The 26,809-nt window shown below is 45.3% G+C and carries 26 protein-coding genes; 21 read left to right on the forward strand and 5 right to left on the reverse strand.

Annotated features, from left to right (window positions below):
* Positions 1 to 39 precede the first annotated feature (39 nt).
* Entirely contained in the window at positions 40 to 606 is a 567-nt protein-coding gene (locus JZY04_RS10510) for an HdeD family acid-resistance protein (protein ID WP_032537037.1), read from the reverse strand.
* A 170-nt stretch (positions 607 to 776) separates the two neighbouring features.
* On the opposite strand from JZY04_RS10510, the gene JZY04_RS10515 reads away from it, so the two are divergent.
* Together JZY04_RS10515 and JZY04_RS10520 are read left to right on the forward strand one after the other, a co-directional pair.
* Positions 777 to 2,843: an RNA degradosome polyphosphate kinase gene (locus JZY04_RS10515; RefSeq protein ID WP_122143178.1), complete on the forward strand. Its 2,067-nt coding sequence runs from the start codon at positions 777 to 779 to the stop codon at positions 2,841 to 2,843.
* Positions 2,840 to 3,754: a Ppx/GppA family phosphatase gene (locus JZY04_RS10520; RefSeq protein ID WP_122143179.1), complete on the forward strand. Its 915-nt coding sequence runs from the start codon at positions 2,840 to 2,842 to the stop codon at positions 3,752 to 3,754. Before JZY04_RS10515 ends, JZY04_RS10520 begins: the two co-directional genes overlap by 4 nt.
* 154 nt (positions 3,755 to 3,908) lie before the next feature.
* Here the strand turns inward: JZY04_RS10520 and JZY04_RS10525 are convergent, their stop codons facing one another.
* Together JZY04_RS10525 and JZY04_RS10530 are read right to left on the reverse strand one after the other, a co-directional pair.
* Positions 3,909 to 5,054 carry an iron-containing alcohol dehydrogenase gene (locus JZY04_RS10525; RefSeq protein ID WP_005806615.1) on the reverse strand — a complete coding sequence of 382 codons (1,146 nt, stop codon included), beginning with the start codon at positions 5,052 to 5,054 and terminating at the stop codon, positions 3,909 to 3,911.
* A gap of 132 nt (positions 5,055 to 5,186) precedes the next feature.
* Positions 5,187 to 5,480: a hypothetical protein gene (locus JZY04_RS10530; RefSeq protein WP_165015058.1), complete on the reverse strand. Its 294-nt coding sequence runs from the start codon at positions 5,478 to 5,480 to the stop codon at positions 5,187 to 5,189.
* Between the two features lie 820 nt (positions 5,481 to 6,300).
* Between JZY04_RS10530 and trpB the strand changes: the two genes are divergently transcribed.
* The 13 genes from trpB (at position 6,301) to JZY04_RS10595 (ending at position 20,426) form a co-directional block, all read left to right on the forward strand.
* A complete protein-coding gene (gene trpB, locus JZY04_RS10535; RefSeq protein WP_005806622.1) occupies positions 6,301 to 7,473 on the forward strand; it encodes a tryptophan synthase subunit beta in 1,173 nt (390 codons plus the stop codon).
* Positions 7,474 to 7,603: 130 nt separating this feature from the next.
* A complete protein-coding gene (locus tag JZY04_RS10540; protein WP_122143180.1) occupies positions 7,604 to 9,010 on the forward strand; it encodes an anthranilate synthase component I family protein in 1,407 nt (468 codons plus the stop codon).
* Between the two features lie 187 nt (positions 9,011 to 9,197).
* The gene (locus tag JZY04_RS10545) at positions 9,198 to 9,800 is read left to right on the forward strand and encodes an aminodeoxychorismate/anthranilate synthase component II (RefSeq protein WP_050550267.1); all 603 of its coding nucleotides are present in this window, start codon (positions 9,198 to 9,200) and stop codon (positions 9,798 to 9,800) included.
* Between the two features lie 5 nt (positions 9,801 to 9,805).
* The gene (trpD, locus tag JZY04_RS10550; protein WP_005778337.1) at positions 9,806 to 10,801 is read left to right on the forward strand and encodes an anthranilate phosphoribosyltransferase; all 996 of its coding nucleotides are present in this window, start codon (positions 9,806 to 9,808) and stop codon (positions 10,799 to 10,801) included.
* Positions 10,802 to 10,825: 24 nt separating this feature from the next.
* Positions 10,826 to 11,647 (forward strand): indole-3-glycerol phosphate synthase TrpC, encoded by an 822-nt coding sequence (gene trpC, locus JZY04_RS10555; RefSeq protein WP_122143181.1) that lies wholly within the window; start codon positions 10,826 to 10,828, stop codon positions 11,645 to 11,647.
* A gap of 117 nt (positions 11,648 to 11,764) precedes the next feature.
* Positions 11,765 to 12,385: a phosphoribosylanthranilate isomerase gene (locus tag JZY04_RS10560; protein WP_032540493.1), complete on the forward strand. Its 621-nt coding sequence runs from the start codon at positions 11,765 to 11,767 to the stop codon at positions 12,383 to 12,385.
* A 51-nt stretch (positions 12,386 to 12,436) separates the two neighbouring features.
* Positions 12,437 to 13,207 carry a tryptophan synthase subunit alpha gene (trpA, locus tag JZY04_RS10565; protein WP_122143182.1) on the forward strand — a complete coding sequence of 257 codons (771 nt, stop codon included), beginning with the start codon at positions 12,437 to 12,439 and terminating at the stop codon, positions 13,205 to 13,207.
* A 188-nt stretch (positions 13,208 to 13,395) separates the two neighbouring features.
* Positions 13,396 to 14,442, forward strand: a complete 1,047-nt coding sequence (locus tag JZY04_RS10570) for an asparaginase (protein ID WP_005778344.1) — start codon at positions 13,396 to 13,398, stop codon at positions 14,440 to 14,442.
* Positions 14,443 to 14,608: 166 nt separating this feature from the next.
* Complete coding sequence (locus tag JZY04_RS10575) at positions 14,609 to 17,035, forward strand: LruC domain-containing protein (RefSeq protein WP_122143183.1); 2,427 nt, start codon at positions 14,609 to 14,611, stop codon at positions 17,033 to 17,035.
* A gap of 305 nt (positions 17,036 to 17,340) precedes the next feature.
* Positions 17,341 to 17,706: a PleD family two-component system response regulator gene (locus tag JZY04_RS10580; RefSeq protein ID WP_005778347.1), complete on the forward strand. Its 366-nt coding sequence runs from the start codon at positions 17,341 to 17,343 to the stop codon at positions 17,704 to 17,706.
* Complete coding sequence (locus JZY04_RS10585; RefSeq protein ID WP_122143184.1) at positions 17,707 to 18,870, forward strand: sugar transferase; 1,164 nt, start codon at positions 17,707 to 17,709, stop codon at positions 18,868 to 18,870.
* Positions 18,871 to 18,886: 16 nt separating this feature from the next.
* Positions 18,887 to 19,780, forward strand: a complete 894-nt coding sequence (locus tag JZY04_RS10590; RefSeq protein WP_122143185.1) for a hypothetical protein — start codon at positions 18,887 to 18,889, stop codon at positions 19,778 to 19,780.
* A gap of 16 nt (positions 19,781 to 19,796) precedes the next feature.
* A complete protein-coding gene (locus tag JZY04_RS10595) occupies positions 19,797 to 20,426 on the forward strand; it encodes a DapH/DapD/GlmU-related protein (protein ID WP_005778352.1) in 630 nt (209 codons plus the stop codon).
* Positions 20,427 to 20,984: 558 nt separating this feature from the next.
* On the opposite strand, the gene JZY04_RS10600 is transcribed toward JZY04_RS10595, so the two are convergent.
* Positions 20,985 to 21,593, reverse strand: coding sequence for a response regulator transcription factor (locus JZY04_RS10600; RefSeq protein WP_005806654.1), 609 nt, complete (start codon positions 21,591 to 21,593; stop codon positions 20,985 to 20,987).
* The gene (locus JZY04_RS10605; protein WP_032537418.1) at positions 21,583 to 22,287 is read right to left on the reverse strand and encodes a hemerythrin domain-containing protein; all 705 of its coding nucleotides are present in this window, start codon (positions 22,285 to 22,287) and stop codon (positions 21,583 to 21,585) included. Before JZY04_RS10605 ends, JZY04_RS10600 begins: the two co-directional genes overlap by 11 nt.
* Before the next feature lie 207 nt (positions 22,288 to 22,494).
* Between JZY04_RS10605 and JZY04_RS10610 the strand changes: the two genes are divergently transcribed.
* The 6 genes from JZY04_RS10610 to trxA all read left to right on the forward strand — a co-directional run bounded on the left by JZY04_RS10610 (position 22,495) and on the right by trxA (position 26,758).
* Positions 22,495 to 23,670: a phosphoribosylaminoimidazolecarboxamide formyltransferase gene (locus tag JZY04_RS10610; protein WP_005806659.1), complete on the forward strand. Its 1,176-nt coding sequence runs from the start codon at positions 22,495 to 22,497 to the stop codon at positions 23,668 to 23,670.
* 127 nt (positions 23,671 to 23,797) lie between these two features.
* Complete coding sequence (gene fldA, locus JZY04_RS10615) at positions 23,798 to 24,307, forward strand: flavodoxin FldA (protein ID WP_005820601.1); 510 nt, start codon at positions 23,798 to 23,800, stop codon at positions 24,305 to 24,307.
* Positions 24,308 to 24,328: 21 nt separating this feature from the next.
* Positions 24,329 to 24,691, forward strand: a complete 363-nt coding sequence (locus tag JZY04_RS10620) for a DUF2023 family protein (protein WP_005778362.1) — start codon at positions 24,329 to 24,331, stop codon at positions 24,689 to 24,691.
* 297 nt (positions 24,692 to 24,988) lie between these two features.
* Positions 24,989 to 25,204, forward strand: a complete 216-nt coding sequence (locus JZY04_RS10625; RefSeq protein WP_005778363.1) for a DUF6132 family protein — start codon at positions 24,989 to 24,991, stop codon at positions 25,202 to 25,204.
* Between the two features lie 12 nt (positions 25,205 to 25,216).
* Positions 25,217 to 26,251 carry a TQO small subunit DoxD gene (locus JZY04_RS10630; protein WP_122143186.1) on the forward strand — a complete coding sequence of 345 codons (1,035 nt, stop codon included), beginning with the start codon at positions 25,217 to 25,219 and terminating at the stop codon, positions 26,249 to 26,251.
* A 21-nt stretch (positions 26,252 to 26,272) separates the two neighbouring features.
* On the forward strand, positions 26,273 to 26,758 hold the full coding sequence (gene trxA / locus JZY04_RS10635) for a thioredoxin (protein WP_005778368.1): 486 nt from the start codon (positions 26,273 to 26,275) through the stop codon (positions 26,756 to 26,758).
* The last annotated feature ends 51 nt before the right edge of the window (positions 26,759 to 26,809 follow it).

Genomic DNA, 26,809 nt, shown 5'->3' on the forward strand with positions numbered 1-26,809 from the left:
TGCAGGGGGAGGATTGCCGTGAGGCAACCCTCTCTTCTTTTATTCAATGATCTCCGCGTCCTCTATCTCTCCTTTCACCGGAGTTTTAGGACGGCGACGGGCAAACTTGAACCAGTTGATCAGTTCGGAAACGGCATAAACCAAGCTGCTGATACCGATAATCATGAAAGCCGTGTTGCGTGCTCCGGTAGGATTGAACAGGGCTACGACACCCGCTATCAGGATCAGGGCCGGTATCACATAAAAGCCGCCCGGCACAGGCATCCAGCGACGTGCCATCGAAAGGGATGCAATCTGTTGTACGCCTCCCATAATCAGGATAAAGCCCAGCAGGAACATCAGTACATCGGCAAAGAAGCCCGGCATCGTAACCAGCCAGAGTCCGAAGAGCAGACTTCCAACCCCCTCGATAGGGAAACGGCGGGACACACCCGGTTCGGGTTTGGTACCGAAATAACCAATCAGCACAATAAATCCCGGAATCAGGAACAATATGCCAATGGTTATGACAATATAATTAATTGCCGCGTCCGGCCAGAGCACCAACACCAGGCCGATGACAAGCGCACAAATAGTGCGGATAAGAGAATAATTCATTGATTTCATATCTTACATTTTTTTAACGGGGTATCCCGCATACTTTCTGCGAATATACGTGTTTCTGTCTACATATAAAAAGAACAAATGATTTTTGTAATAAGTTCATAGCAAGAATGTAATATCTATTACATTGCAGAAGCATACTTTTGCAAAAAAATAAGTAAACTCTTATCCGAATGAAATCAGACGAAGCGAGACGTAAAAAGCTTTATGTAGAACGGGACATCAGTTGGATGTACTTTAATCAACGCATTTTGCTTGAAGCTGCCCGCCCGGAAGTTCCCTTACTGGAGCAACTTACTTTCCTGGGCATTTACTCAAACAACTTAGACGAGTTTTTCCGTGTTCGTGTGGCTACATTGAACCGTATTGTGGAGTATGGTGACAAAAATATCCGCGAAGAACGTGATACGGCCACACGCACACTGAAGCAGATCGGCAAGTTGCACAATCAGTACTACCGGCAATTTGAAGAGACGTTCGCTTCGATCATGGAAAAGTTGAAACAAAAAAACATCCATGTCATCAAAGACACCGAACTCACACCGGAACAAGAGCTCTTCATCACTTCACTCTACCGGAACCGGTTGAACGGTTCTACCAACCCGCTCTTTCTCAATAAAACCTCCCGCCAACCGGACGACCAGACCGACGAAGACATCTACCTGGCCATCCGCCTGCAACGCAAAGACGGCGAGGGAAAAGTGAAAGTAAGAGATTATGCCGTCATCGAACTTCCCACCAACGAGTTCGGACGTTTCATCCGTCTGCCGGATTCGGACGGTAAAACGTATCTGATGTTCCTGGATGACGTCATCCGCTACTGCCTGCCGATGATCTTCATAGGTATGAACTATACGGATTATGAAGCCTATACCTTCAAATTCACCAAAGATGCCGAAATGGAGATAGACAGCGACTTGCGTACGGGTGTACTTCAAAAGATATCAAAAGGGGTGAAAAGCCGGAAGCGGGGTGAACCGATCCGCTTCGTCTATGACCAACAGATGCCGAAAGACCTGCTGCGAAAGCTGACCGACCGCCTCAACGTAGACAAAAACGACACCCGTGTAGCCGGAGGACGTTATCATAACTTCAAAGACCTGATGAAGTTCCCCGACTGCGGGCGCACTGACCTGAAATACCCTGCCTGGCCTCCCGTCTTCAAGCAGGAGCTGAACGGTGAGGAAAGTATCCTGAAACTGATCCGGAAGCAAGACCGCTCGCTGCATTACCCCTATCAATCGTTCGACACGGTGATACGCGTACTGCGTGAAGCGGCCATCAGCAAAGAGGTGAGAAGCATCAAGATGACTCTCTATCGCCTGGCCAAAGATTCGAAGGTAGTGAAAGCCTTGATCTGTGCGGCACAAAACGGGAAAAAGGTGACCGTCATCATCGAGTTGCTTGCCCGCTTCGACGAAGCCTCCAACATCAATTGGAGCAAGCGTATGCAGGATGCCGGAATCAAAGTGATCTTCGGAGTGGAAGGACTGAAGATTCACTCCAAACTGATACATATCGGAACACGGTTCGGTGATCTGGCTTGTATCAGCACCGGAAACTTTCACGAAGGAAACGCACGGATGTACACCGATTTCACTATCATGACCGCACACCGGTCCATCGTACGCGAGGTCAACTCGGTATTCGATTTTATCGAGAAGCCGTATCTTCCCGCCAACTTCAAAGAACTGCTCGTGTCACCCAACGATATGCGCAAACGGCTGATAGCACTGATCAACAAGGAAATCAAAAACAAGCAGCAAGGAAAAGAGGCCTACATCCTTGCCAAAGTGAACCACATCACCGACCGGGCGCTGGTACAGAAACTCTACGAGGCTTCGACAGCCGGTGTACAGATAGACCTGGTGGTCCGGGGCAACTGTTCACTGGTGACCGGTGTGCCCCGAATCAGCGACAACATCCGGATCAACGGTATCATTGACCGTTACCTGGAACATCCGCGCATCTTTATCTTTGCCAACGGAGGAGAAGAGAAATATTATATAGGATCGGCGGACTGGATGCCCCGCAACCTGGACAACCGCATCGAAGTGCTCACACCCGTATACGATAAAGCGATACAGGATGAACTGAAAAAAGTGGTCTGCTACGGACTCCGCGATACGGCCAAAGGACGCATCGTAGACGGCAGTGGCGAAAACAAGACATGGGAGGAAAGCGGTGTCCCTTTCCGCTCTCAGGAAGAATTATACAAATACTATAAAGAATCAGAATGAAGAAAGTAAACTATGCCGCCATCGACATTGGTTCCAATGCCGTGCGGTTATTGATAAAGAGTGTAAACGAGGAAGGATCGCCCGAAGGATTATTGAGCAAAGTTCAACTGATACGTATCCCCCTCAGGTTAGGTGAAGACGCTTTTACCACCGGAGAAATATCAGAAGAAAAAGCCGGGAAACTGATCCGGCTGATGAAAGCCTACAAGCAACTGATGAAGATATTCGAAGTGTCAGATTACCGCGCCTGTGCCACCTCGGCCATGCGTGATGCCCGCAACGGGAAAGCAATCACACGCAGAATAGAAAAGAAAACCGGTATCCGCGTCGAAATCATCGACGGGCAGGAAGAGGCGCATATCGTATACGATAACCACATCGAACAGCTTTTTGCTTCGGGACAGAACTACCTGTACGTTGACGTCGGTGGTGGTAGCACGGAAATCAACTTGATCTGCGACGCAGAACTCAAAAGCTCACGTTCCTATAATATCGGTACCGTGCGTATGCTCAGCGGCATGGTAAAGAACGAAGAAAAAGAACAGATGTGCTCCGACCTTCAGGCACTGGCTGCCGAATATTCCTCCATCCAGATCATCGGATCGGGAGGCAATATCAATAAACTTTTCCGCCTGGCAGACAAAAAGGACAAAAAACAATCTTTCCTTCCCGTCGAGTCGTTACAGGAAATCTGCGAAAACCTGAAGCCCCTCTCTAAAGAAGAACGGATCAAACAGTTCAAACTGAAGCCTGACCGGGCAGATGTAATTGTCCCGGCAGCGGAAATCTTTCTGGAAGTGGCAAAACAGGTGAACGCAACCGGTATCACAGTCCCGACCATCGGGCTATCAGACGGTATCATCGACAGCCTTTATACCAAAAACATGCGGACGGAAAACGATGAACAATGAACGGAGACTCACCACAGAGGACACAGAGTACACAGAGAAAAGATTATAGAGATGGATCATCCGTACTTAGCATATCTGTGCATTCCGAGTAATCTGTGGTGAAAAAACATAAAAGAACTCTGTGCCCTCTGTGTACTCTGTGGTGAATACAAGACTAAAGTGCGCTCTTCAGGATTTCCTTCGCAACAGCTCCGGTCACATTTTCGTTCTCGCCATATTTCACACCCCGTTCATTGAAACGGCGTTCTATTTCATCAATCGTCTCCATGCCGATGCCCTCCTCACTCAGGCGGGTAGTCAGCCCCAATGAACGGAAAAACTCCTCTGTACGGCGGATCGTTTCATCGATACGTTCGTCACGGGTTCCGGAAGTAATGCCGAGTACCCTCTCGCCATATTGCAGAATCTTATCACCTTTCACCTTGCGAAGCACACGCAGAGTAGCGGGGAATACGATGACCAGTGTATGTCCGTGTGTCAGTCCATGAAGTGCGGTCAGTTCGTGCCCGATCATGTGCGTAGCCCAGTCCTGAGATACTCCCATAGCGATAAAGCCGTTCAGTGCCATCGTTGCCGACAACATAAAATCGGCCATCAGCTGATAATCGTGCTGATTCTCACGGATCTTCGGAGCTATCTCCATCAAGGTTTGCAGGATACCTTCCGCCCAGCGGTCCATCACCCTACTCTGTCCCGGGGTTGTCATGTATTGCTCCATCACATGTACAAACGTATCAGCAATACCGCAGGCCACCTGATGGGGCGGCAGTGTAAACGTCACTTCCGGATCGAGAATGGAGAATAAGGGATAATTGGAATAGAAAGGATATTTCTCTTTGGTTTCATGACGCGAAATCACGGCTCCGCTGTTCATTTCCGATCCCGTGGCAGGCAGAGTGAGGACAGTAGCAAGAGGAACGGTATTTGTCACCGGACGTCCGGCAAGCACCAGATCCCACGCATCCCCATCGTACAACAGTCCGGCAGAAATCAGCTTCGTGCCATCGATGACCGATCCGCCTCCCACAGCCAGCAGATAGTCCACCTTCTCCTCTTTTCCAAGGGCAATGGCTTTACGTAAAGTCTCAATGGAAGGATTAGGCTCAATGCCCCAGAACTCTACAGTGAAATGATTCTTCAGGGCTTCTTTCACTTGGTCGTATACACCGTTTTTTTTCACGCTACCGCCACCGAAGGTAATCATCACCCGCTTGTCTGCCGGTATCTCTTTACTCAACCGGGCAATCATCCCGTGTCCCATGATCAGCTTCACGGGATTCTGAAAAATAAAATTATCCATAGGTTATCAGTTTATATCATCATTTATACGATATTCAATCAGATACAAAAATAATCGCTTCTTTCCGGAAAACAAAAAGATTTGCAGGGGAATCATGCGGAAAAAAACACTTAAGTGTTTCTCAGGAAAGACTTAAGTGTTTCCGGCAAAAGACTTAAACGTTTTCGGAAAACGTCTAAGCGTTTCGCTGAAAAGACTTAAGTGTTTAGGACGAAAAATACAAGTCTTTAGTTTACAGGTAGCCAAGCGTTGATATCCTCGGCTACAAAAAGCCAGTAAAGCAGCAACAGGATGAATATGACAACGGCAATCGCAATTAAAACTTTTCTTTGTTTCATAATGTTTGGTTTCTGTTTTTAAATAATTTATATCTGAAGAAACAATATAAATAACAAAATGTTTAAAAAGGACTTCTATTTCGAGCATTTACCAATTCTTTCTTACACTCAATGTATATATAATATACATCGGTTAGGTCCAAAGGCTCAAGGTTCATTCTATGGGATTCATCCCCTGGGAAAACACAAAGAATCCCCTGCATACAACATTAAAAATCAAATAATTACATACAAACATCTCTAATAATAGTGGACACAAAAACAGATAATGCGTAACTCTAAAAACAGACATAAATAATACACATATACAATACAATATATTTTACATTAATTCCAAAATGCGCTAAAGAGCAAAAGATTTTTAGAAAGTACTTTTTAACAACAAACACAACATCTTCCCACAAGGTATGATACTCATAGAGTGAACCTTGAGCCATTGAACCCTAATTAAAAGTTAAGCAAATTCATAATCTTCTGATAATAAAAAAGTTAATATTAAAACAACAGAAACAAAGCAATACAGGTTCAGCAGAATCAGGAACCACTCCCTGCGAGCATCCGACAATTAAAAATATGTACAGCAAGTATTTGAGAAATCATAAATAGATTCCCGCCAAAACAAAAAATAAAAAGGAGGGAAATAAAAAAAAGAAAGATTTTATTTGTTATTCCAAACAAAGTATCTATATTTGCCCCCGTTAAATAACAATTAGCAATGATGAAAATGCAAGTAAATACATATTGGTGGTGGCGCCCGTTACAACTCCGACAGTCGTAAGGGAGCAGCGCTCGTATGTATATACCTCATTAAAGATATAACAGAAATTCAGAAAGAGCCCTGTCGCAACCTGCGACGGGGCTCTTTCTTTTTTGACCGAAAATACAAATAACGAATAAAAAATAGGATTATGAAAAGTTTCTTAGTTGATCAGGATGGCTATTACGGAGAATTCGGAGGTGCTTATGTGCCGGAAATACTCCACAAATGCGTAGAAGAGTTGAAAAACACGTATCTCAAAGTGATCGAAAGCGAGGATTTTAAAAAGGAATTCGACCAATTGCTGCGGGATTATGTAGGACGTCCTTCTCCCCTCTACCCGGCTCGCCGCCTTTCGGAAAAGTATGGTTGCAGGATGTATCTGAAACGGGAAGACCTGAACCATACAGGAGCCCACAAGATAAACAACACCATCGGACAAATTCTGCTGGCACGCCGCATGGGCAAAAAGCGGATCATCGCCGAGACCGGTGCCGGACAGCACGGAGTGGCAACGGCCACCGTTTGCGCCCTGATGGACATGGAGTGCATCGTGTATATGGGAAAAACGGATGTAGAACGCCAGCATATCAATGTAGAGAAGATGAAGATGCTGGGAGCCACAGTCATCCCGGTAACATCGGGTAACATGACACTGAAAGATGCTACGAACGAAGCCATCCGCGACTGGTGCTGCCATCCTTCGGATACGTATTACATCATCGGTTCCACCGTAGGACCACACCCGTATCCGGATATGGTGGCACGCTTGCAGTCGGTCATCAGCGAAGAGATAAAAAAGCAACTTCAAGAAAAAGAGGGACGTGACTATCCGGACTACCTGATTGCCTGTGTGGGCGGAGGAAGCAACGCTGCCGGAACCATCTACCACTACATCGATGACGAACGGGTTCAGATCGTCTTGGCCGAAGCCGGTGGCAAGGGGATAGAAACCGGAATGACGGCAGCTACCATTCAATTGGGTAAAATGGGAATCATCCATGGTGCACGCACGTTCGTGATCCAAAACGAAGACGGGCAGATTGAAGAGCCTTACTCTATCTCCGCCGGACTGGACTATCCCGGTATCGGACCGATGCATGCCAACCTCGCCGACAAAAAACGGGCATTGGTGTTGGCCGTCAACGACGATGAAGCCATCCGTGCCGCTTACGAACTGACCCGGCTGGAAGGAATCATTCCCGCACTGGAATCGGCACATGCACTGGGAGCCTTGGATAAAATGACCTTCAAACCGGAAGATGTAGTCGTGCTGACCGTATCGGGACGGGGAGATAAAGATATAGAAACTTATTTGGGATAAATCATTTCACCACAGATTACACGGATTAACACAGATTTTTTAATCTAATTACCCACAAAACAGATCGTCAATCTGCGAAAATCTGTGTAATCTGTGGTGAATTCAAAATCAAATTAAAAAGAAAAAAATTATGAATACCTTTCATTATACCACCCATAGCAAGCAGGTCTTGGGCGACCTGCACACTCCGGTAAGCATCTACCTCAAAGTGCGCGATATGTATCCGCAATCGGCATTAATGGAAAGCTCGGATTATCATGCCGGAGAAAATTCCCTCTCGTTCATCGCACTCTGCCCATTGGCAAGCATCGGCATAAACAGTGGAATAGTGACCACTACGTATCCCGACAACAGCCGCCGGGAAGAACCACTCAGCAAGACGTTCCACGTAGAGAATGCGTTCAACCGCTTCATCAACCAGTTCCATGTAGTGGGAGCCGATAAGAAATTCTGCGGACTGTATGGCTATACCACTTTCAACGCAGTGAAGTACTTTGAGCACATCCCCGTGAAAGAAAGCCACGACGAGCAAAACGACGCTCCGGACCTGCTATACATATTATATAAGTACATCATCGTCTTCAATCACTTCAAGAACGAGCTGACTCTGGTGGAAATGCTGGCGGAAGGAGAAGAAAGCACTCTGTCACAACTGGAATCGGCCATAGAGAACCGCAACTATGCCTCGTACAACTTCTCAGTGACCGGTCCCGTCACCAGTACCATCACCGACGAAGAGCACAAAGCGAATGTACGCAAAGGTATCGCCCACTGCCTCCGGGGAGACGTCTTCCAGATTGTACTGTCCAGACGGTTCATCCAGCCTTATGCCGGTGACGACTTCAAGGTATACCGCGCGCTACGCAGCATCAACCCCTCCCCTTACCTGTTCTATTTTGACTTCGGCGGATACCGCATCTTCGGTTCGTCACCGGAAACACACTGCAAAGTAGAAGACGGACAAGCCTATATCGATCCGATTGCCGGAACCACACGGCGTACGGGAGACACCATAAAGGACAAAGAACTGACGGAAGCACTTCTGGCCGACCCGAAAGAGAACGCAGAGCATGTGATGCTGGTAGATCTGGCACGCAACGACCTCAGCCGCAATTGCCACGACGTGCGGGTGCTGTTTTACAAAGAGCCGCAATATTACAGCCATGTCATCCATTTGGTAAGCCGCGTCAGCGGAGCACTGAACAAAGGGGCGAATCCGCTCAAGACTTTCATCGACACTTTCCCGGCCGGGACGTTGAGCGGCGCACCGAAAGTACGTGCCATGCAGCTTATCAGTGAGATAGAGCCGCACAACCGCGGAGCTTACGGAGGCTGCATCGGTTTCATCGGACTGGACGGGGAACTGAACCAGGCCATTACGATCCGTACTTTTGTAAGCCGCAACAATGAATTGTGGTTCCAGGCCGGAGGAGGCATCGTGGCACGCAGTCAGGACGAATACGAACTGCAAGAGGTCAACAACAAATTGGGAGCACTGAAGAAAGCAATAGATCTGGCCGTAAAACTAAAAAACTAAAAGGCATTCACCACAGAGGACACAGAGGACACAGAGATTAATTAGCTGCGCTCCATCTGTTTTCAGATAAAAGAACCTAAGAACCCATAAAGAATTATCTGTTCTTTTGTTCTTATGTCTAAAAAAAACTCTGTGTACCCTGTGTCCTCTGTGGTGAACCCAAACTCTAAAACAAATAAAAAAAACAATGAATAACAAGATAGATCCCCTTAACAGACGGGAAGAAGCGATTCTGCTCCTGGACAACTATGACTCTTTCACTTACAACCTGCTGCACGTGGTAAAAGAGTTGGGAGCCACTAACATTGAAGTGTTCCGCAACGACGAAATTTCACTGGAAGAAGTGGAACGTTTTGATAAAATCATCCTTTCGCCGGGACCGGGCATACCGGAAGAAGCCGGACTGCTGCTACCCATTATCCGGAAATATGCACCGACCAAAAACATCTTAGGAGTTTGCCTGGGACATCAGGCCATCGGTGAAGCCTTCGGGGCAGCACTCGAGAACCTGACAGAAGTATACCATGGCGTACAGACTCCGGTCAACATCCTGAAAGAAGATGTTCTTTTTAAAGGTTTGGGACACGAAATACCCGTAGGCCGCTATCATTCGTGGGTAGTAAGCCGCGAGGACTTCCCCGAATGCCTCGAGATCACCGCCGAAAGCCGTGAAGGACAAATCATGGCATTACGGCACCGCACGTACAACGTACATGGCATCCAGTTCCATCCCGAATCGGTGCTGACTCCGCAAGGAAAAGAAATCATTAAAAACTTCTTAAACCAATAAACCCCATGAAACAGATTCTATATAAATTATTCGAACATCAATACCTGGGACGGGACGAAGCCCGTACCATATTGCAGAACATTGCACAAGGCAAATACAACGACGCACAAGTGGCCTCACTGATAACCGTCTTCTTGATGCGCAACATATCGGTAGAGGAACTTTGCGGATTCCGTGATGCGTTGCTCGAAATGCGCGTACCGGTGGATCTGAGTGAATTTGCGCCTATCGATATCGTAGGAACCGGAGGGGACGGCAAAAATACATTCAACATCTCTACCGCAGCCTGTTTCACTGTGGCAGGAGCCGGATTTCCGGTAGTAAAACATGGCAATTACGGTGCCACTTCCGTCAGCGGAGCCAGCAACGTAATGGAACAGCATGGAGTAAAATTCACCGGCGATGCAGACCGGCTCCGCCGTTCTATGGAAAAGTGCAACATCGCCTATCTGCATGCCCCTTTGTTCAACCCTGCCCTGAAAGCAGTGGCACCGATACGGAAAGCGTTGGCCGTACGTACCTTTTTCAATATGCTCGGTCCGTTGGTAAACCCTGTCATACCGCAATATCAGTTACTTGGAGTCTACAACCTCCCGTTGCTCCGTCTGTACACATATACCTATCAGGAGAGCGCCACCCGCTTTGCCGTTGTACATAGTCTGGACGGGTATGATGAAATCTCCCTGACCGACGAATTTAAAGTGGCTACCTGCGGCAACGAAAAAATCTATACTCCGGAAAGTCTCGGCTTCAACCGTTACGGAGAAGCCGACCTCGACGGCGGAAATACCCCGGAGGACGCAGCAAAAATATTTGATGCTGTTATGGAAGGAACGGCTACGGAAGCACAAAAGAACGTAGTGGTTGTCAATGCTGCCTTCGCCATCCAGGTGATCTGTCCGGATAAACCGATAGAAGAATGCATCGCCCTCGCCCGTGAATCACTGGACAGCGGCAAGGCAAAAGAGACCTTAAAGAAATTTGTTGAACTAAACAGATAGGAAAACTATCGCCCACCCAAAAGCATGAAAGATATATTATCCGAAATCATCGCCAACAAGCGTTTCGAAATAGACTTGCAGAAACAGGCCATCCCATCGGAACAGCTTCAGGAGAAACTATCTGACGAAATACAGCCCGGATACTCCATGAAGCAGGCACTAACTTCTTCGTCTACCGGTATTATTGCAGAATTCAAACGCCGCTCTCCATCCAAAGGATGGATTTATGAAGACGCACGCCCCGAACAGGTAGTGCCGGAATATGCAGCCTCAGGTGCTTCGGCGCTTTCTATCCTCACGGACGAAAAGTTCTTCGGAGGAAGCCTGAAGGATATCCGTACGGCACGCCCGCTGGTAAATATTCCGATTCTGCGCAAAGATTTCATAATCGACGAATATCAACTGTATCAGGCCAAAATAGTCGGAGCCGACGCCGTACTGCTGATTGCTGCCGCACTGGATACAGAGAAGTGCCATGCCCTTGCTGAAAAAGCTCATGAACTGGGATTGGAAGTCTTGCTGGAAATCCATACTGCCGAAGAGTTACCATTTATAAATAAGGAGATCGATATGGTGGGGATCAATAACCGCAATCTCGGCACTTTCTTTACGGATGTGGAGAACTCGTTCCGATTGGCCGGACAACTGCCCCGGAACACAGTATTGGTGTCGGAAAGCGGCATATCCGACCCGCAAACCGTGAAGCGCTTGCGTAATGCCGGATTCAGAGGATTCCTGATCGGAGAAACGTTTATGAAAACCGAGCAACCGGGCAAGAAACTGGAAGAATTTATAAACGAATCGAACCCAGTAACCCATTCCCATGACAAATTCACCACAGAGTAGCACAGAGGACACAGAGTTTTAATTTTCAATTCCACAGAAATATCTTAAATTTTCCCTCTGTGTCCTCTGTGTCCTCCGTGGTGAATCGAAATCAAAACCATTCAATTAAGAACAAGAATGATAAACGACAAACTGATAAAAGTCTGCGGAATGCGCGAAGCCGACAATATCCGCGATGTAGAACAACTAAAGGTCGACATGATAGGCTTTATCTTCTACCCGAAGTCTCCCCGCTGCCTATGCGAGCTTCCGGCTTACATGCCGGATGCGGCAAAGCGTGTGGGTGTCTTTGTCAACGAAGACAAAAAAGAAATCGAGATACTTGCCGACCGTTTCAGTCTGGATTATATCCAGCTGCATGGCAATGAATCACCGGAATACTGTCATTCACTCCGGTCAACCGGGTTAAGGCTGATCAAAGCGTTTTCCATCGCCCGGAGAAAGGATTTTGAGAACACCGAAGCATACGAAAAATCTTGTGACTATTTCCTGTTCGACACCAAATGTGAACAACATGGCGGCTCGGGCAATCAATTCGACTGGACGATGCTGAACAGTTACAAAGGGAAAAAGCCTTTCTTACTTAGCGGCGGAATCAATCCATACAGTGCTCCGACCCTGAAAGAATTGCGTCATCCCCAATTGGCGGGTTTTGACCTGAACAGTCGTTTCGAAACCAAACCGGGACTGAAAGAGGTAGAAAGACTCAAGTTCTTTTTAGAGCAACTGGGGAAATAAAACTCCACCGACCCTGAATATAAAAAAGTAATGAATTAAAAATAAAAGTGTATGAACAGAATAAACCAACTTTTCAGTAGCAATCCCAAGGATTTGCTATCCATCTATTTTTGTGCCGGCACTCCTACACTGGAGGGAACAGCCGAAGTGATCCGTGCCCTCGAGAAACATGGAGTAAACATGATCGAAATCGGTATCCCTTTCAGTGATCCGATGGCAGACGGCATTGTAATCCAGAATGCAGCCACACAAGCCCTACGCAACGGGATGTCGCTCAAACTTCTGTTTGAACAGCTGCATAATATCCGCCGGGATGTAAAAATCCCATTGATATTAATGGGATACCTCAACCCGATTATGCAGTTCGGCTTCGATAACTTCTGCCGGCAGTGTGCCGAATGTGGAATCGACGGTGTCATCATTCCCGACCTTCCCTTCAAAGACTATCAGGAGCACTTCCGCAACATTGCGGAACAGTATGACATCAAAGTGATTATGCTTATCACTCCCGAAACGAGTGAAGAGCGTGTACACGAGATTGACGAACATACGGACGGTTTTATCTATATGGTTTCGTCGGCTGCCACCACAGGGGCACAACAGGACTTTGACGAACAAAAACGTGCGTACTTTAAAAAGATTGAAAAGATGAATCTGCGCAATCCACGCATGGTAGGTTTCGGCATCGGCAACCGGGCCACTTTCCGTGCTGCCTGCGATAATGCCTCGGGAGCCATTATCGGCAGCCGTTTTGTTACTCTGCTCAATGAAGAAAAGGATCCGGAAAAGGCCATTCTCCGATTAATTGACGGAATAAAATAAGAACAAAACTCACCACAGAGGACACAGAGCAACACAGAGACGATTTTAAGTCGTTGTTTGTTAGTAAAGAGCTCTGTGCTACTCCGTGGTGAAAAGAGTCTCGACACAGTCTCTTTTATCGTTTATCGTTTATAGTTTATAGTTCTTTTTTGTATCTTTGTCGGCGAAACAGCAAAAAAGATACAGATATGAAAGCAGATTACCCCTCCGTATTACTCATTTATACTGGTGGAACTATCGGAATGATAGAAAACCCGGAAACCGGTGCTCTGGAAAATTTTAATTTCGACCATCTACTAAAGCACGTACCCGAACTGAAAAGATTCAATTACCGCATCTCTTCCTATCAGTTTGATCCCCCTATTGACTCTTCGGACATGGAACCGGCATTCTGGGCCAAACTGGTTAAGATTATAAACTATAACTATGACTCTTTTGATGGGTTTGTCATCCTCCACGGCACCGATACAATGGCGTATACAGCTTCTGCCCTCAGCTTCATGCTCGAGAACCTGAGTAAACCTGTCATCCTGACCGGCTCTCAACTCCCGATCGGTACACTACGCACAGACGGCAAAGAAAACCTGATTACAGCTATTGAAATTGCAGCAGCCAAAAACCCGGATGGCACCGCAATCGTTCCCGAGGTCTGCATCTTTTTTGAAAACCATCTGATGCGTGGCAACCGCACGACTAAAATCAACGCTGAAAACTTCAACGCTTTCCGCTCGTTCAACTATCCCCCATTGGCACGAGTAGGCATCCATATTAAATATGAACCTAACTTGATCCGCAAACCGGATCTGACCAAGCCTCTGAAACCTCACTATCTGTTCGATACGAACGTAGTCATTCTGACACTCTTCCCCGGGATTCAGGAGGGGATCGTATCTGCACTGCTCCATGTGCCGGAACTAAAGGCAGTAGTATTAAAAACATTCGGTTCGGGCAACGCACCCCAGAAAGAGTGGTTTATCAGGGAACTGAAAGACGCTACGGACCGGGGTATCATTATCGTCAATATCACTCAATGTGCCTCCGGTGCCGTCGAAATGGAACGCTATGGCACCGGTATCCAGCTGCTTCAGGCAGGAGTCATCAGCGGATACGACAGCACACCGGAATGTGCGGTCACCAAATTAATGTTCCTCTTAGGGCATGGACTCGACAATAAAGAGATCAGGTATAAAATGAATTCTTGCCTGATCGGCGAAATAACCAAAAGGACCGAATAAACATTCCATGTGCCAGGCCTCTCCGGCATCTTCGTTATCACCGGGCCGTGTTATTCCTAAAAAACATTAATGGCGTTATAATAAGTTATATTTCAAGCAATGCAGGCCGATTAATAGTTGTATATTTGTGTTGTATATTTGCAAATACTGAACAAAACAAACAAGTATGAAAACAACAATTAACAAACTATTTTTTGCATCGTCAATGATTCTATCGACGGCGTGCATTACAGCTTGCGTTGATGATAACAAAGATCTCTATGACCCCTCTTATCAAACTCCCAATCCCATGGAGGATATCAGTGCTCCGGCGGGATTCGACTGGTCGTCTACAAATTCCATAAAATTTAGTGTGGAAGTCGATGATGAGTTTAACGGACAGTATTATTATACCGTAGAAATATTAGATAAGAATCCGCTTGAAGCAACAGCAGAGGATCCCTACAATACTTTAGCCAAAGGAGTTGCCAAGAAAGGAGAAGCTTATCAGACCGAAGTAGTGTCTTCCAAGGATATAAAGTATCTTTATGTCCGTCAGACTGACCCACGTGGCAGGGACCAGATAAAACAAGTGGAAATCAGCGAATCAACTTCCCATGTTCAATGCTCTTTTACAGGTACGTCTGCCATCAAAACGAGAGCTTTGGTAGCCACCAGAGGGAATAACGGAGGAATTGACATTCCTAAAAGAGCAGAACAAAGCTATGACACCAATGGAGCTATCCCGATAACAAGTTCTTCCCAAGTTTTGGAAGGAGGGAAAGCCTATATTGTAACCGGAAAATTCCAAGGAAAATTTAAAGATACCTCTCTCAGCAACTCCAACAGAGCGACTGTCTATATACAAGGAAACTGGGAACCGGCACAAGCCATTACCCAAAACTACCTGGATATTATTGTTCTGAAGGGTGGAACGATTGAGGGAACAGACCTGAAACTACAGAATGCAAGTAATTTAACGATCCAATCCGGAGCCAAGATTAAGATAGCTAAATTGGAAGGTAATACGCAAAGTACGATCTGTAATTTCGGTGAAATAGAAGTGGATAATCTACTATTAAATTCTTTTGATCTCCTCTATAATGGGAATAAAGTAGATGTTAAACACAATATAGATGCCTCTAAAGGAGGAAGTATTCATAATTTCGGAGAATTAGATGTAGAAAAAGAAATAAAATTGAATACTTCTTCAATTGTATACAATGCTGCCGGAAGTGAGTTGGAAGCGGAGAAATATACAGCAGCCGGAAGTAAGAACGTGAACTTCGGAGAAATGGAATTCGATACATATGATAGCGGTGAAGCGGGAGGTTCCCTATATAATAACTGCATGCTCTTTGTAGAACATATGAAAGCAGGAGGCATTATTTATCTGGATCATGGAGTCATAGCAGAAGAAAAAGAAGATGACAAAAATAAGGATTATTTTGAAGAAGCTGATGATATATACTTTTATGACAACGCCAAATTGACGTTGGCCAATGGTTCTATGATAAAAGCAGAAAAAATAACCATTAACTCCGGTTTTTCAGCTATAGGCGAAGGAGATGAAGCTTCTCTATTGAAAGTGACCGATAAATTGCAGATCGATAACTGGTCAAATAAGTTTAGTGGTAAACTTTATATCAGCGGTAAAATCAGTTGTTCCCATAAAGACATGTATCAAGCGGGAAGTGAGGTGATCTTTTCAAGCAAACCTGATATCATCATAACCGGCTGCAATGGAAAAACGGAACTGCCGGATCCTGCTCCGGAACCTTCTGATCCTAACTTCCCGATTATTGTGGATGACAATCATAATTATACATACCTGTTTGAAGACCAGTGGCCCCTGTATGGAGACTACGACATGAATGATATCGTTCTGGAAATAAAACACAGAAAGACAAGTATAGACAAATGGAATAAGATCACAGAACTCGACCTGACGATTGAGTTAACTGCTGTCGGTGCCCAGAAAGCAATTGCAGCAGCCATCATGTTCGACGAAATTCCGGCATCTGTCATCACGCAGCCTGTTACTTACGCAAACAACTATCGTCCGATATCATTCGACCTTACTGATAAGAATATAGAGAAAGGCCAGGACTATGCGATAGTTCCCCTGTTTGACAATGCACATGCACTGATGGAGCGCCCGGCAGGTTCGTTCGTCAATACAGTTTCCGGTAGTGACAATAACCAAAAAGACTCCAAGATCATCAACTTTACACTCAGATTCGACCCGGCATCGGCACCAAGCAGTGATGCAGTCAATATAAACAAACTGAATCTCTTCATCATCACTGACAGAGGCAGCAAACGAAAAGAGATCCACGTAGCCGGATATCAGCCAACCAAACTGGCAAATACTGAACTATTCGGAGGCAACAATGATGCATCTTCCGTAAACGGAAAGAAATATTATATCAGCAAAGATAATCTGGCATGGGGCATCATAGTTCCCACCCAATTTAAATGGCCGTTAGAATATACAAAGATTCAAAATGCATATAAACAGTTTGCCGGATGGGTAACCAGCGGTGGAGTGAATAACACAAAGTGGTGGAACGATTTTGATAATACCAAAGTGTTCCAAACCAATAAAAATTAGAACAGACTATTGAACAGAAGGCTGTGTCAAAACTCACCACAGGAGGACACAGAGTAACACAGAGGCAATTTTAGGTTGTTGATTATTAGCAAAAAGACTCTGTGCTACTCTGTGTTACTCCGTGGTGAAAATAGTTTCGACCCAGCCTCTTTTCGTGTCTAAAAGAGAGCCTTCAGATAAAAACACTTCTTTTAGAGAACATTGTTACAGAAATATTATATATATTTGCAGTACTGAGTAAATATACTCTATCTTACACTTAAACAAACAACAAAGCAAACATCATAACGATACTTAATCACATTATGAGAAAGAAGATATTACTTGTTGACGATAAAGAAACGATTGGTAAAGTAGCGTCAATCTATTTAGGCAAAGATTACGATTGCCAGTATGTACAAAATCCGATAAGAGCAATTGAATGGTTATATGAAGGTAATTTACCGGACCTGATAATATCAGACATACGAATGCCGGAGATGAGAGGAGATGAATTTCTGCATTACCTGAAGCACAATGAATTGTTCAAAGACATTCCTGTCATTATGCTCTCCAGTGAAGAAAGTACAACCGAAAGAATCAGATTATTGGAAGAAGGAGCCGAAGACTATATCCTGAAACCTTTCAACCCCATGGAGCTAAAAATCCGTGTCAGAAAAATCATAGACTAAATGCCACATCTCATTTATATCGGGAGACATACTGCTACTATCGAACATTTCTCTAAGATAGCTGAAGGTGCGTTTTATGCCATTCAAAACAGCAAGAAAGCGAGCGAATTTATCGATAAGATTCGTGAAAAGTATGACATAGCGATCCTTTTCGAAGAACGGGATCTATCAAAAGATATTCCTGAGATCCAGTATCTGAGAAAAAAATTCCCGGGTGTATACATCGTCCTTGTCACAGAAGGAATCAATAAAGAAGACAGACCCGTCTATCTGAAAGCCGGTATCAATAATTCAATGTCGTTTGATTCTACCTCCGAAGCATTTAAAAACATGTCGGAATTTATGATGCGACGGAAACAGCAAAAAATTAACGATATCAACGAAAAAGGATCGAATTTACAGGCTTTCAGACTGCCTTTATGGAAAAGATTATTTGATATAGCTTTCTCGTCGACAGCCATACTCTGCTTATCTCCGATACTGTTAATCACAGCGTTAGCCATCCGGATGGAGAGTAAGGGTGCCGTAGTGTATAAATCCAAACGGGTAGGAAGCAACTACAAAATATTCGATTTCCTGAAATTCCGTTCCATGTATACCGATGCGGACAAACATCTGAGAGACTTCAACCAGCTTAACCAATATCAGGCCGAGGAGGAGGAACAGAACCCGGTGGAAGAAGAACTGCTGATCAGCGATGATATGGAGCTGAATGAGGAAGAAATCATGCTTATTTCAGATGATTTCGTCATATCCGAACAAAGCTATACAAATAAAAAGTCCGTAGAAAAGAAAAATGCGTTCGTTAAACTGGAGAATGATCCCCGCATCACCAAAGTGGGACGCATCATCCGTAAGTACAGCATCGACGAACTGCCGCAACTTATCAATATCCTGAAAGGAGATATGTCCATCGTGGGCAACCGCCCTCTCCCGCTTTACGAAGCCGAACTGCTGACAAGCGATGAATATATCGACCGCTTCATGGGACCAGCCGGACTAACGGGACTTTGGCAGGTAGAAAAACGCGGAAGCAGTGGGAAGATGTCCGCTGATGAACGTAAGCAACTGGATATAAAATATGCCAAAACGTTCTCCTTCCAACTGGATATGAAAATTATCCTGAGAACTTTCACGGCGTTTATACAAAAAGAGAACGTATAACCGTACATATGAAACTATGGATACTTTTATTCAAATAACAGATTTTATTCTGTTTCTGTGCTTCAGCCTGTTTACCATCTATTTGGGAATACCGGCAGTAGCAGCTTCTTTAAAGAATGCCATGCGATACCCGAAGACAGGAAAGAAACATAGATTTGCCATTCTGTTCCCTACGGATACTCCTTTCTCTTTTTCGCCCGACTATCCGGAAGAGCTGTATAAAGTATTCACTTACGAAGACCTGACAAAAACCGTAGGTACGCTGGATGAAAAGGACTTTGATGCCGTAATCATCCTCGGGAAAACAACCCGGATTGAACCTGCGTTTCTGAATGAAATAAATAAAGCATTCGATGGAGGAGCCAGAGCTATCCAACTTCATCCTATCACAGAAAACCGTTCTACCCGGAAGCAATACTTTCAGGCATTGAACGAAGAAATCAATCACTCTTTCTTCCGGAAAGGAGCCATCCGCCTGGGAGTATCATCGGCCTTATGTGGTACGGATATGGTGTTAGATCTGGCATGGCTGAAGAAGAACCAAAAGAGCTGTAAGAGCAATCTGGAAAGAAGATTAGTCCGGCAGGGCATCTTCGTCGAATATCTGGAAACGGTAAAAGTCTACAGCAATGACATACGTATCCCACAATATAAAGTAAGATTCTCCAAGGCTCTCTCAGCACTTCCGGAAGCAATGCTCACGGCACACTGGGATTATTGCAACAAGATTTTCAGATGGGTTCTGCCTTCCTGGAGAACAGGCTTAACCGCCATTTTTTTCATCGCAATACTGTTGCTTTGCTACAACTGGACTCTGTCTTTAAAGTGGTGGGCCTTACTTTACGTCCTGATATTCATCGTATGTCTGGCTATCCCGGATTATCTGGTAGGACAGAAAACCAAGAAATAACCAACTCTCCCCGACTATGGCACTGAAAGAGACAATCAAACAGAACCCTGCACTTAAACAAGCCGTACACCGATTCATCATGCATCCGGTGAAAACACGTCCCAACTGGTGGATACGCATATTCTCTTTTCTCTACCTGAAGCGGGGAAAAGGTTCCGTGATATACCGAAGCGTACGCCTCGACCTCCCTCCGTTCAACCTTTTCTCTCTTGGAAAATACTCGGTAGTAGAAGATTTTTCGTGTCTGAACAATGCGGTGGGTGACCTGATTATCGGTGATTATACCCGGATCGGACTGGGAAACACAATTATCGGCCCTGCAACCATCGGTCACCATGTAAATCTGGCACAGAACGTAACGGTGACCGGTCTTAACCATAACTATCAGGATGCAGACAAACGTATAGATGAACAAGGAGTGAGCACTCGGCCCGTCACGATTGAAGATGACGTGTGGGTAGGCGCCAATGCAGTCATCTTGCCCGGCGTGACACTGGGAAAGCACTCGGTGGTAGCCGCAGGAAGTGTTGTCAGCCGTTCTGTTCCCCCCTACTCCGTATGTGCAGGCAGTCCGGCCAAAGTGATCAAGCAGTTCAATCCGCAAAGCAAAATCTGGGAAAAAATAAGCCCGAATGGGCGAAAGTAACTACATATAGTGAGATATCTTACGTAATATACCCTAAAAAGGGGATTGTGGCAACTGCGAAAACACGCTATCTTTGCAGTATCAGAATTTAATTAATTAGTCATAATTTTATTACGTAGCCACATTTGAGTAAAAGGAACAATCCCGCCGAAGTGATTTCGTCGGGATTTTGTTATTTATATGGTTACCGGACAGATCAACCGGATATGAAACAGTGAAGAGAAAACAGTAAAATCCGGGCATAAAAAAACGAGTAAATTCTTCAGTAGAATTACCCGCCCCACATCAGAAAAGCCATAAAGGCTTTTCTTTAATACCTCAAAATTCCTAAAAACACAATCTTCTTTTTACCTAAAAAACTCTCAATACCTATTATTCTTTTACCTTTAAAAATCTTTACCTAATTGAAAATCACTTGAAACTTTTAATACCTTAAATCTTTATCTAATACCTAATATTCTATTTTACCTTAAAAAGCAATTTCCCAACTGCACTGCAAAGATACGGCTTTTTTCTAACCCGACAAGCGGTTTTATGTTTTATAACATTCTTTTAGAGCTATAAATCCTTTACGTCACTTAACTCAACCAGCTTATTTACAATAGCATAGATGGTCAGACCGGCCGCACTGTGTATTTGCAGCTTCTTGCTGATATTTCTGCGATGTGTGATCACCGTATGGATAGAAAGAAAGAGTTTTTCGGCAATTTCCTTATTGGTCATTCCCTTCACCACACAAATCACGATCTCTTTCTCACGTTGACTCAGAGCCTCCTGGCTATCCTCCTCTTCTTCGGGTTCTATATTCTGCAAGAGATTGATTTTATTGGCCAACGCCTCCAAGTCATCGAAAATAGAAATGGACGCATCATACTTACTGAGCAGCGAAGCATCGATAAACGAACTGACCAATGCCACTACCCTGATTCCCTTGCCGGCAGTCTCTTCACGGAAACGCGCCACATCGAAAAAGTCGCCAAATGTAGGGTTGACCACCAATATATCGGGGAACTGTGTACGCAGGCAATCGTTGAGTGCCTCTACCGACAGCAGTTCTACCGGTTGAATTTTCAAATTGGGTAAACGCTTCAAAGCCAGCGTCAGACCACTGCGAATAATCACCGACGTCTCGGCTACAGCTATACGGATCGATTCGTTATTTTTCATTTTCTCGCATCCTCCTTTCCAGTTTCAGAATGGCAGGAACAAACAAATAGTCTTCTACTTTACAGTGCGATTCAAGTCCTTCCTCACAAGCATAAATATCAAACAAGGCTGCATTCAGCACATTGGTATTTGCCTTGGCCGGACAATATTTAATAATAATGTTTTTCAGCTCCGTAAGCCGCTCTCCTACCTGATCGTGATGTTTTGAGAAAGTGCTGATCTGATAATTCTTAGGCGCATTGCCATGAATCAGCGTATCCACATACTTAAACACTGTTTTTTCTTCATACTCCATATGTTTGCGTACCTCCCGCATATATCCGTCGAAGAACTTCAGAATAAGGAATGAAACATCGTCCTGCGAACAGTCAATGGCTTCAATCAACTTCCTCCGAATAGCCGGCAGACAGTAATCGAGAAAATAGATATGCGCTTGTCTCAGATAATCGACCAAAGCCGGTATGGAAATATCATCGGCACTGCCGTCCATACGTGAGAACCCTTCAGCCATGAAATTCACAACAACCAAAAATGTATGGCAATCTACATTGTTCATCTCACAGACCTCTTTCACTGTCTTGTCACCAAACCCTAATGAAAGCCCAAAGCGGCTCATAACTTGTAAAAGAGAATAATTATCACCGATAAGGTCGATCATTTTATCGGTTGGTTTATATTTTTGTAGTTTATCCATCAACACCTTAATTATATTACGGGTGCAAAGAAACACAATATTTAGATGGTACGCAATCACTATAAATAGGTATTTTCACGATAAATAAACTAAAAAAACACAAGAAATGACGAAACAGGACGGCATGTAAACAACAAAATCATGGATTATCCTTCATCGTTCACCACTATTTTTTACCTTTGCATCAATCAACTAAAACATAACAATATGACAAACGAACTGGAGCTGAAATATGGTTGTAACCCCAACCAAAAACCCGCGCGTATCTTTATTAAGGAAGGCGAACTGCCCATCGAGGTTCTGAACGGCAGACCCGGATATATCAATTTGCTGGACGCCTTGAACAGTTGGCAGTTAGTGAAAGAACTGAAAGAAGCAACCGGACTTCCGGCTGCCGCTTCATTTAAGCACGTAAGTCCGGCAGGTGCTGCAGTAGCAGTGGAAATGAGCGAAACATTGAAGAAGATTTATTTCGTAGACGACATGGAACTTTCTCCGATGGCAACTGCGTACGCCCGTGCCCGGGGTGCCGACCGGATGTCATCTTACGGAGATTTCATCGCCCTTTCTGATGTTTGCGACGAACCGACAGCCCGCATCATCAACCGTGAAGTGTCGGATGGAGTCATTGCTCCCGGCTACACTCCGGAGGCACTCGAGATTCTGAGAAACAAACGGAAAGGTACTTATAATGTAATCAGGATAGATCCGGCATACCGTCCGGCCCCCATCGAACATAAAGACGTATTCGGCATTACATTTGAGCAGGGACGCAATGAACTGAAGATTGACGAAAGCCTGCTAAAAGAAATGCCTACCCGGAACCGGAACATTCCGGCTGATGCCAAACGTGACTTGATTATCGCCCTGATCACTTTGAAGTATACACAGTCCAACTCCGTATGCTATGCCAAAGACGGGCAAGCCATCGGCATTGGTGCAGGACAGCAATCACGCATCCATTGTACCCGCCTGGCCGGAAACAAAGCCGACATCTGGTATTTGCGCCAACATCCGAAAGTGATGAATCTGCCCTGGAAAGAAAAGATACGCCGTGCCGACCGTGACAACACGATCGACGTATATATCTCGGACGACTATATGGATGTGCTGGCCGACGGTGTATGGGAACAGTTCTTCACCCGGAAACCGGAAGTGCTGACCCGTGAAGAAAAGCGTGCATGGCTCGATACGCAATCGGGCGTAGCTTTAGGCTCGGATGCCTTCTTTCCTTTTGGAGACAACATTGAACGTGCGCACAAAAGCGGCGTGAGCTACATTGCCCAGCCCGGTGGCTCGGTTCGTGACGACCATGTGATAGATACCTGTGACAAATACGACATAGCAATGGCCTTTACAGGCATCCGGCTATTCCATCATTAATAATAATCGCCCCCCTCACTCCCCATTTATAGTGATAACTACCCTGTTATTTCCACTATAAATGGGGATTTTCTGTTTCTTCCGAACCTCTTATCTTTGCCACATCATTTAAAAACAAGATCAGAAAATGAATAAAATTGGAGTATTTTACGGTTCCACAACGGGGACTACCGAAGATGTAGCCCGCCGGATTGCAGAAAAACTGAACGTTCCTAAAGGTGACATCCACGATGCCTCAAAACTGAACGACGAGTTAGTGAAAGAGTATGATGTATTAGTGCTGGGCACCTCTACATGGGGAGCAGGCGAACTTCAGGATGATTGGTATGATGGCATTAAAGTGCTGAAGAAGGCCGACCTGTCTCACAAATTTGTAGCGCTCTTCGGTTGCGGCGACTCAGATTCATACGGCGATACCTTCTGCGACGGCATCGGCATCCTGTACGAAGAGCTGAAAGACACCCATTGCACCTTCTGCGGAGCAACCGACCCGTCCGGCTACACATTCGACTCTTCTGTCGCAGTAGTCAACGGTAAATTCGTGGGACTTCCTTTGGATGAAGTTAACGAAGACAACAAGACCGACGAGCGTATTGCCCAATGGACTGAATCTTTAAAAAAAGAATGTATCAACTAATTTAAAATTCCAACGAACGTTATGGCTATCGAACGAAAGGTTCCGGGTGAAATACGAATTTTCCTGAACCATGTATACGAATTCAAGAAAGGGATACGCAACATGGTGCTCTACACCATGAATAAGGAGCACGAAGCGTTTGCCATACAACGTCTGGAAAAACAGAATATCAGTTACCTGATACAAGAAGTAAACACCAATAAGATAAATCTGTTCTTTGGTAAGGCCGAATGTATGGAAGCCATACGGCATATCATTATTCGGCCTTTGAACCATCTCACTCCGGAAGAAGATTTCATATTAGGCGCCATGCTCGGATACGATATCTGCCAACAATGTAAACGATATTGCAGTAAAAAAGAAAATATAAAGATTGCCGGCTAAGTTTCAGATTGTTTTCAGTACAAGGACACGGTTCATCCGGCAGAAGGATACAGCCACGCCGGAATGAACCAACAGGATGACACAGAGTTTCGCAGAGGGAAAATAACAGCCAGCCCTGCGGAACTCTGTGTCACATTGTAGCGAGCCCACTTGCCCCCCCATACAACCACACAGTCGCCTGATAAACCGCACCGGTTTCGCCTACCTCTATTTCATAAAGAATGTTATCCCCGTAGTACTTTCCGCAGGAAATTTGTTTTATAAGAAAACAATTAATTAAAAATACCCGAAAACAAGATGATTAAAGCATTCTTCAAAAAGAACCTGCTCACATTTGTCGGACTGGCAATAGGAGCTGTAGGAGGATTCCTGTATTGGAAATACGTAGGCTGCACCGGCGGCACTTGTCCCATTACCTCCTCGCCGGTCAACAGCACCCTTTGGGGAGCTGTGATGGGCGGATTACTACTGAACCTGTTTAAGACAGGCAGTACCCCGAAAAGAACCGACTAATCCCCACATCTTATGGCAACCGCAAACGAACAAGAACAATCAAGAGCCTACTTACTTGCAGGCATGTTTACGCTTTCACTGCGCCTCGTAGTGGGATGGACTTACTTTTCAGCCTTCTGGCGACGCCTTGTACTCGAAAATAAACTGATACCGGACAGTGCCGGATACATCGGAGAAAAGTTCAACCATTTCCTTCCGAACTCGATAGGTATCCGTCCAGTAATCGAATATCTGGTATCCACCCCCGATATGTTGTGGTGGGCAATGGTGATCTTCACCCTTGTCGAAGGGGTAGTCGGGTTACTCTATATGTTAGGGTTCTTCACCCGCCTGATGAGTATCGGTGTATTCAGTCTGGCCGCCGGTATCCTCTTAGGGTCCGGATGGTTAGGAACAACCTGCCTGGACGAATGGCAGATCGGTATTCTGGGAGTAGCTGCCGGATTCACTATCTTCCTTTCCGGTGGTGGAAGATACTCGGTCGATTATCTGACAGAGCGAAAATTCGCCTTACGGAAGAAAGCAGGCTGGCTGGTATGGCTGACCTCTGGAGAATTACCTTTAAAGACCAAACGCTTTGCCAATATCAGTGTGGCAGGTGCCATCGTCATCTTCGTACTGACCCTGTACACCAACCAAGAGTTTCACAACGGTGTCTGGGGACCACTGCACAATAAGTCCGTCAAACCGAAGATTGAAATATCCGACGCACAAATAGAGAACAACTCTTTGTCATTCAGTGTTTATCGTGTTGAAGGTGCCGATGTATACGGCTCTTTCCTGATCGGTATCAGCCTGAAAGACGCCAACGGACACGTTGTGTTAGAAAAGAAAGGAGAAGAACTGGCTGACTTCCCAATCGGAAATATCGATAACAAATACATTGCCCGGGTAGCTCCGGGTAAGCATAGCCTGGTGATTCCGCTCGGAAGCAAAGCAACCCTTACAGTCAATGATCCGGCTATGGGAACTTTGCCCAAAGGAAAATACGAATTGGTACTGACCGATATCAGTGGCATCACCTGGAAAAAAGAGATCGTCCATTAATAACCATTAAAAAGCAGAAAAATGAAAAAGAGCATTCTTATCCCCTTCCTATTTATAGGATTGCTGGCCTTTGCATCTTGCAAAGGGACATCCGAGAACAAGACAACTGCCGGCGCAGATACGGTACAAACGGAAAAACCGCAACCGGGAACCATCCACCTGACTCGTGCAGAGTTTCTAAAGAAGGTAGCCGACTATGAAAACCATTCGAAGGAATGGAAATACCTGGGTGACAAACCGGCTATCGTAGACTTTTATGCCGACTGGTGCGGTCCCTGCAAAATGGTTGCTCCGATCCTTGAAGAATTATCCAAAGAGTATGCCGGAAAGATTTATATCTATAAAGTAGATGTAGACAAAGAACCGGAACTGGCAAAGGCTTTCGGCATACAGAGTATTCCCACCCTCTGGTTTGTACCGATGAAGGGAGAGCCCCAAGTAAGCATGGGGGCTCTATCCAAAGAGCAACTAAAAGGGTATATCGATAAAGTTCTGTTGAAACCATAAACGATGATGCGGCCTCACCCGGCAAACCGGTACTGAGGCCGTTTTTGGGGA

This window comes from Bacteroides sp. 11BF (genome assembly GCF_019633765.1).
Taxonomy (GTDB): Bacteria; Bacteroidota; Bacteroidia; order Bacteroidales; family Bacteroidaceae; genus Bacteroides; species Bacteroides hominis.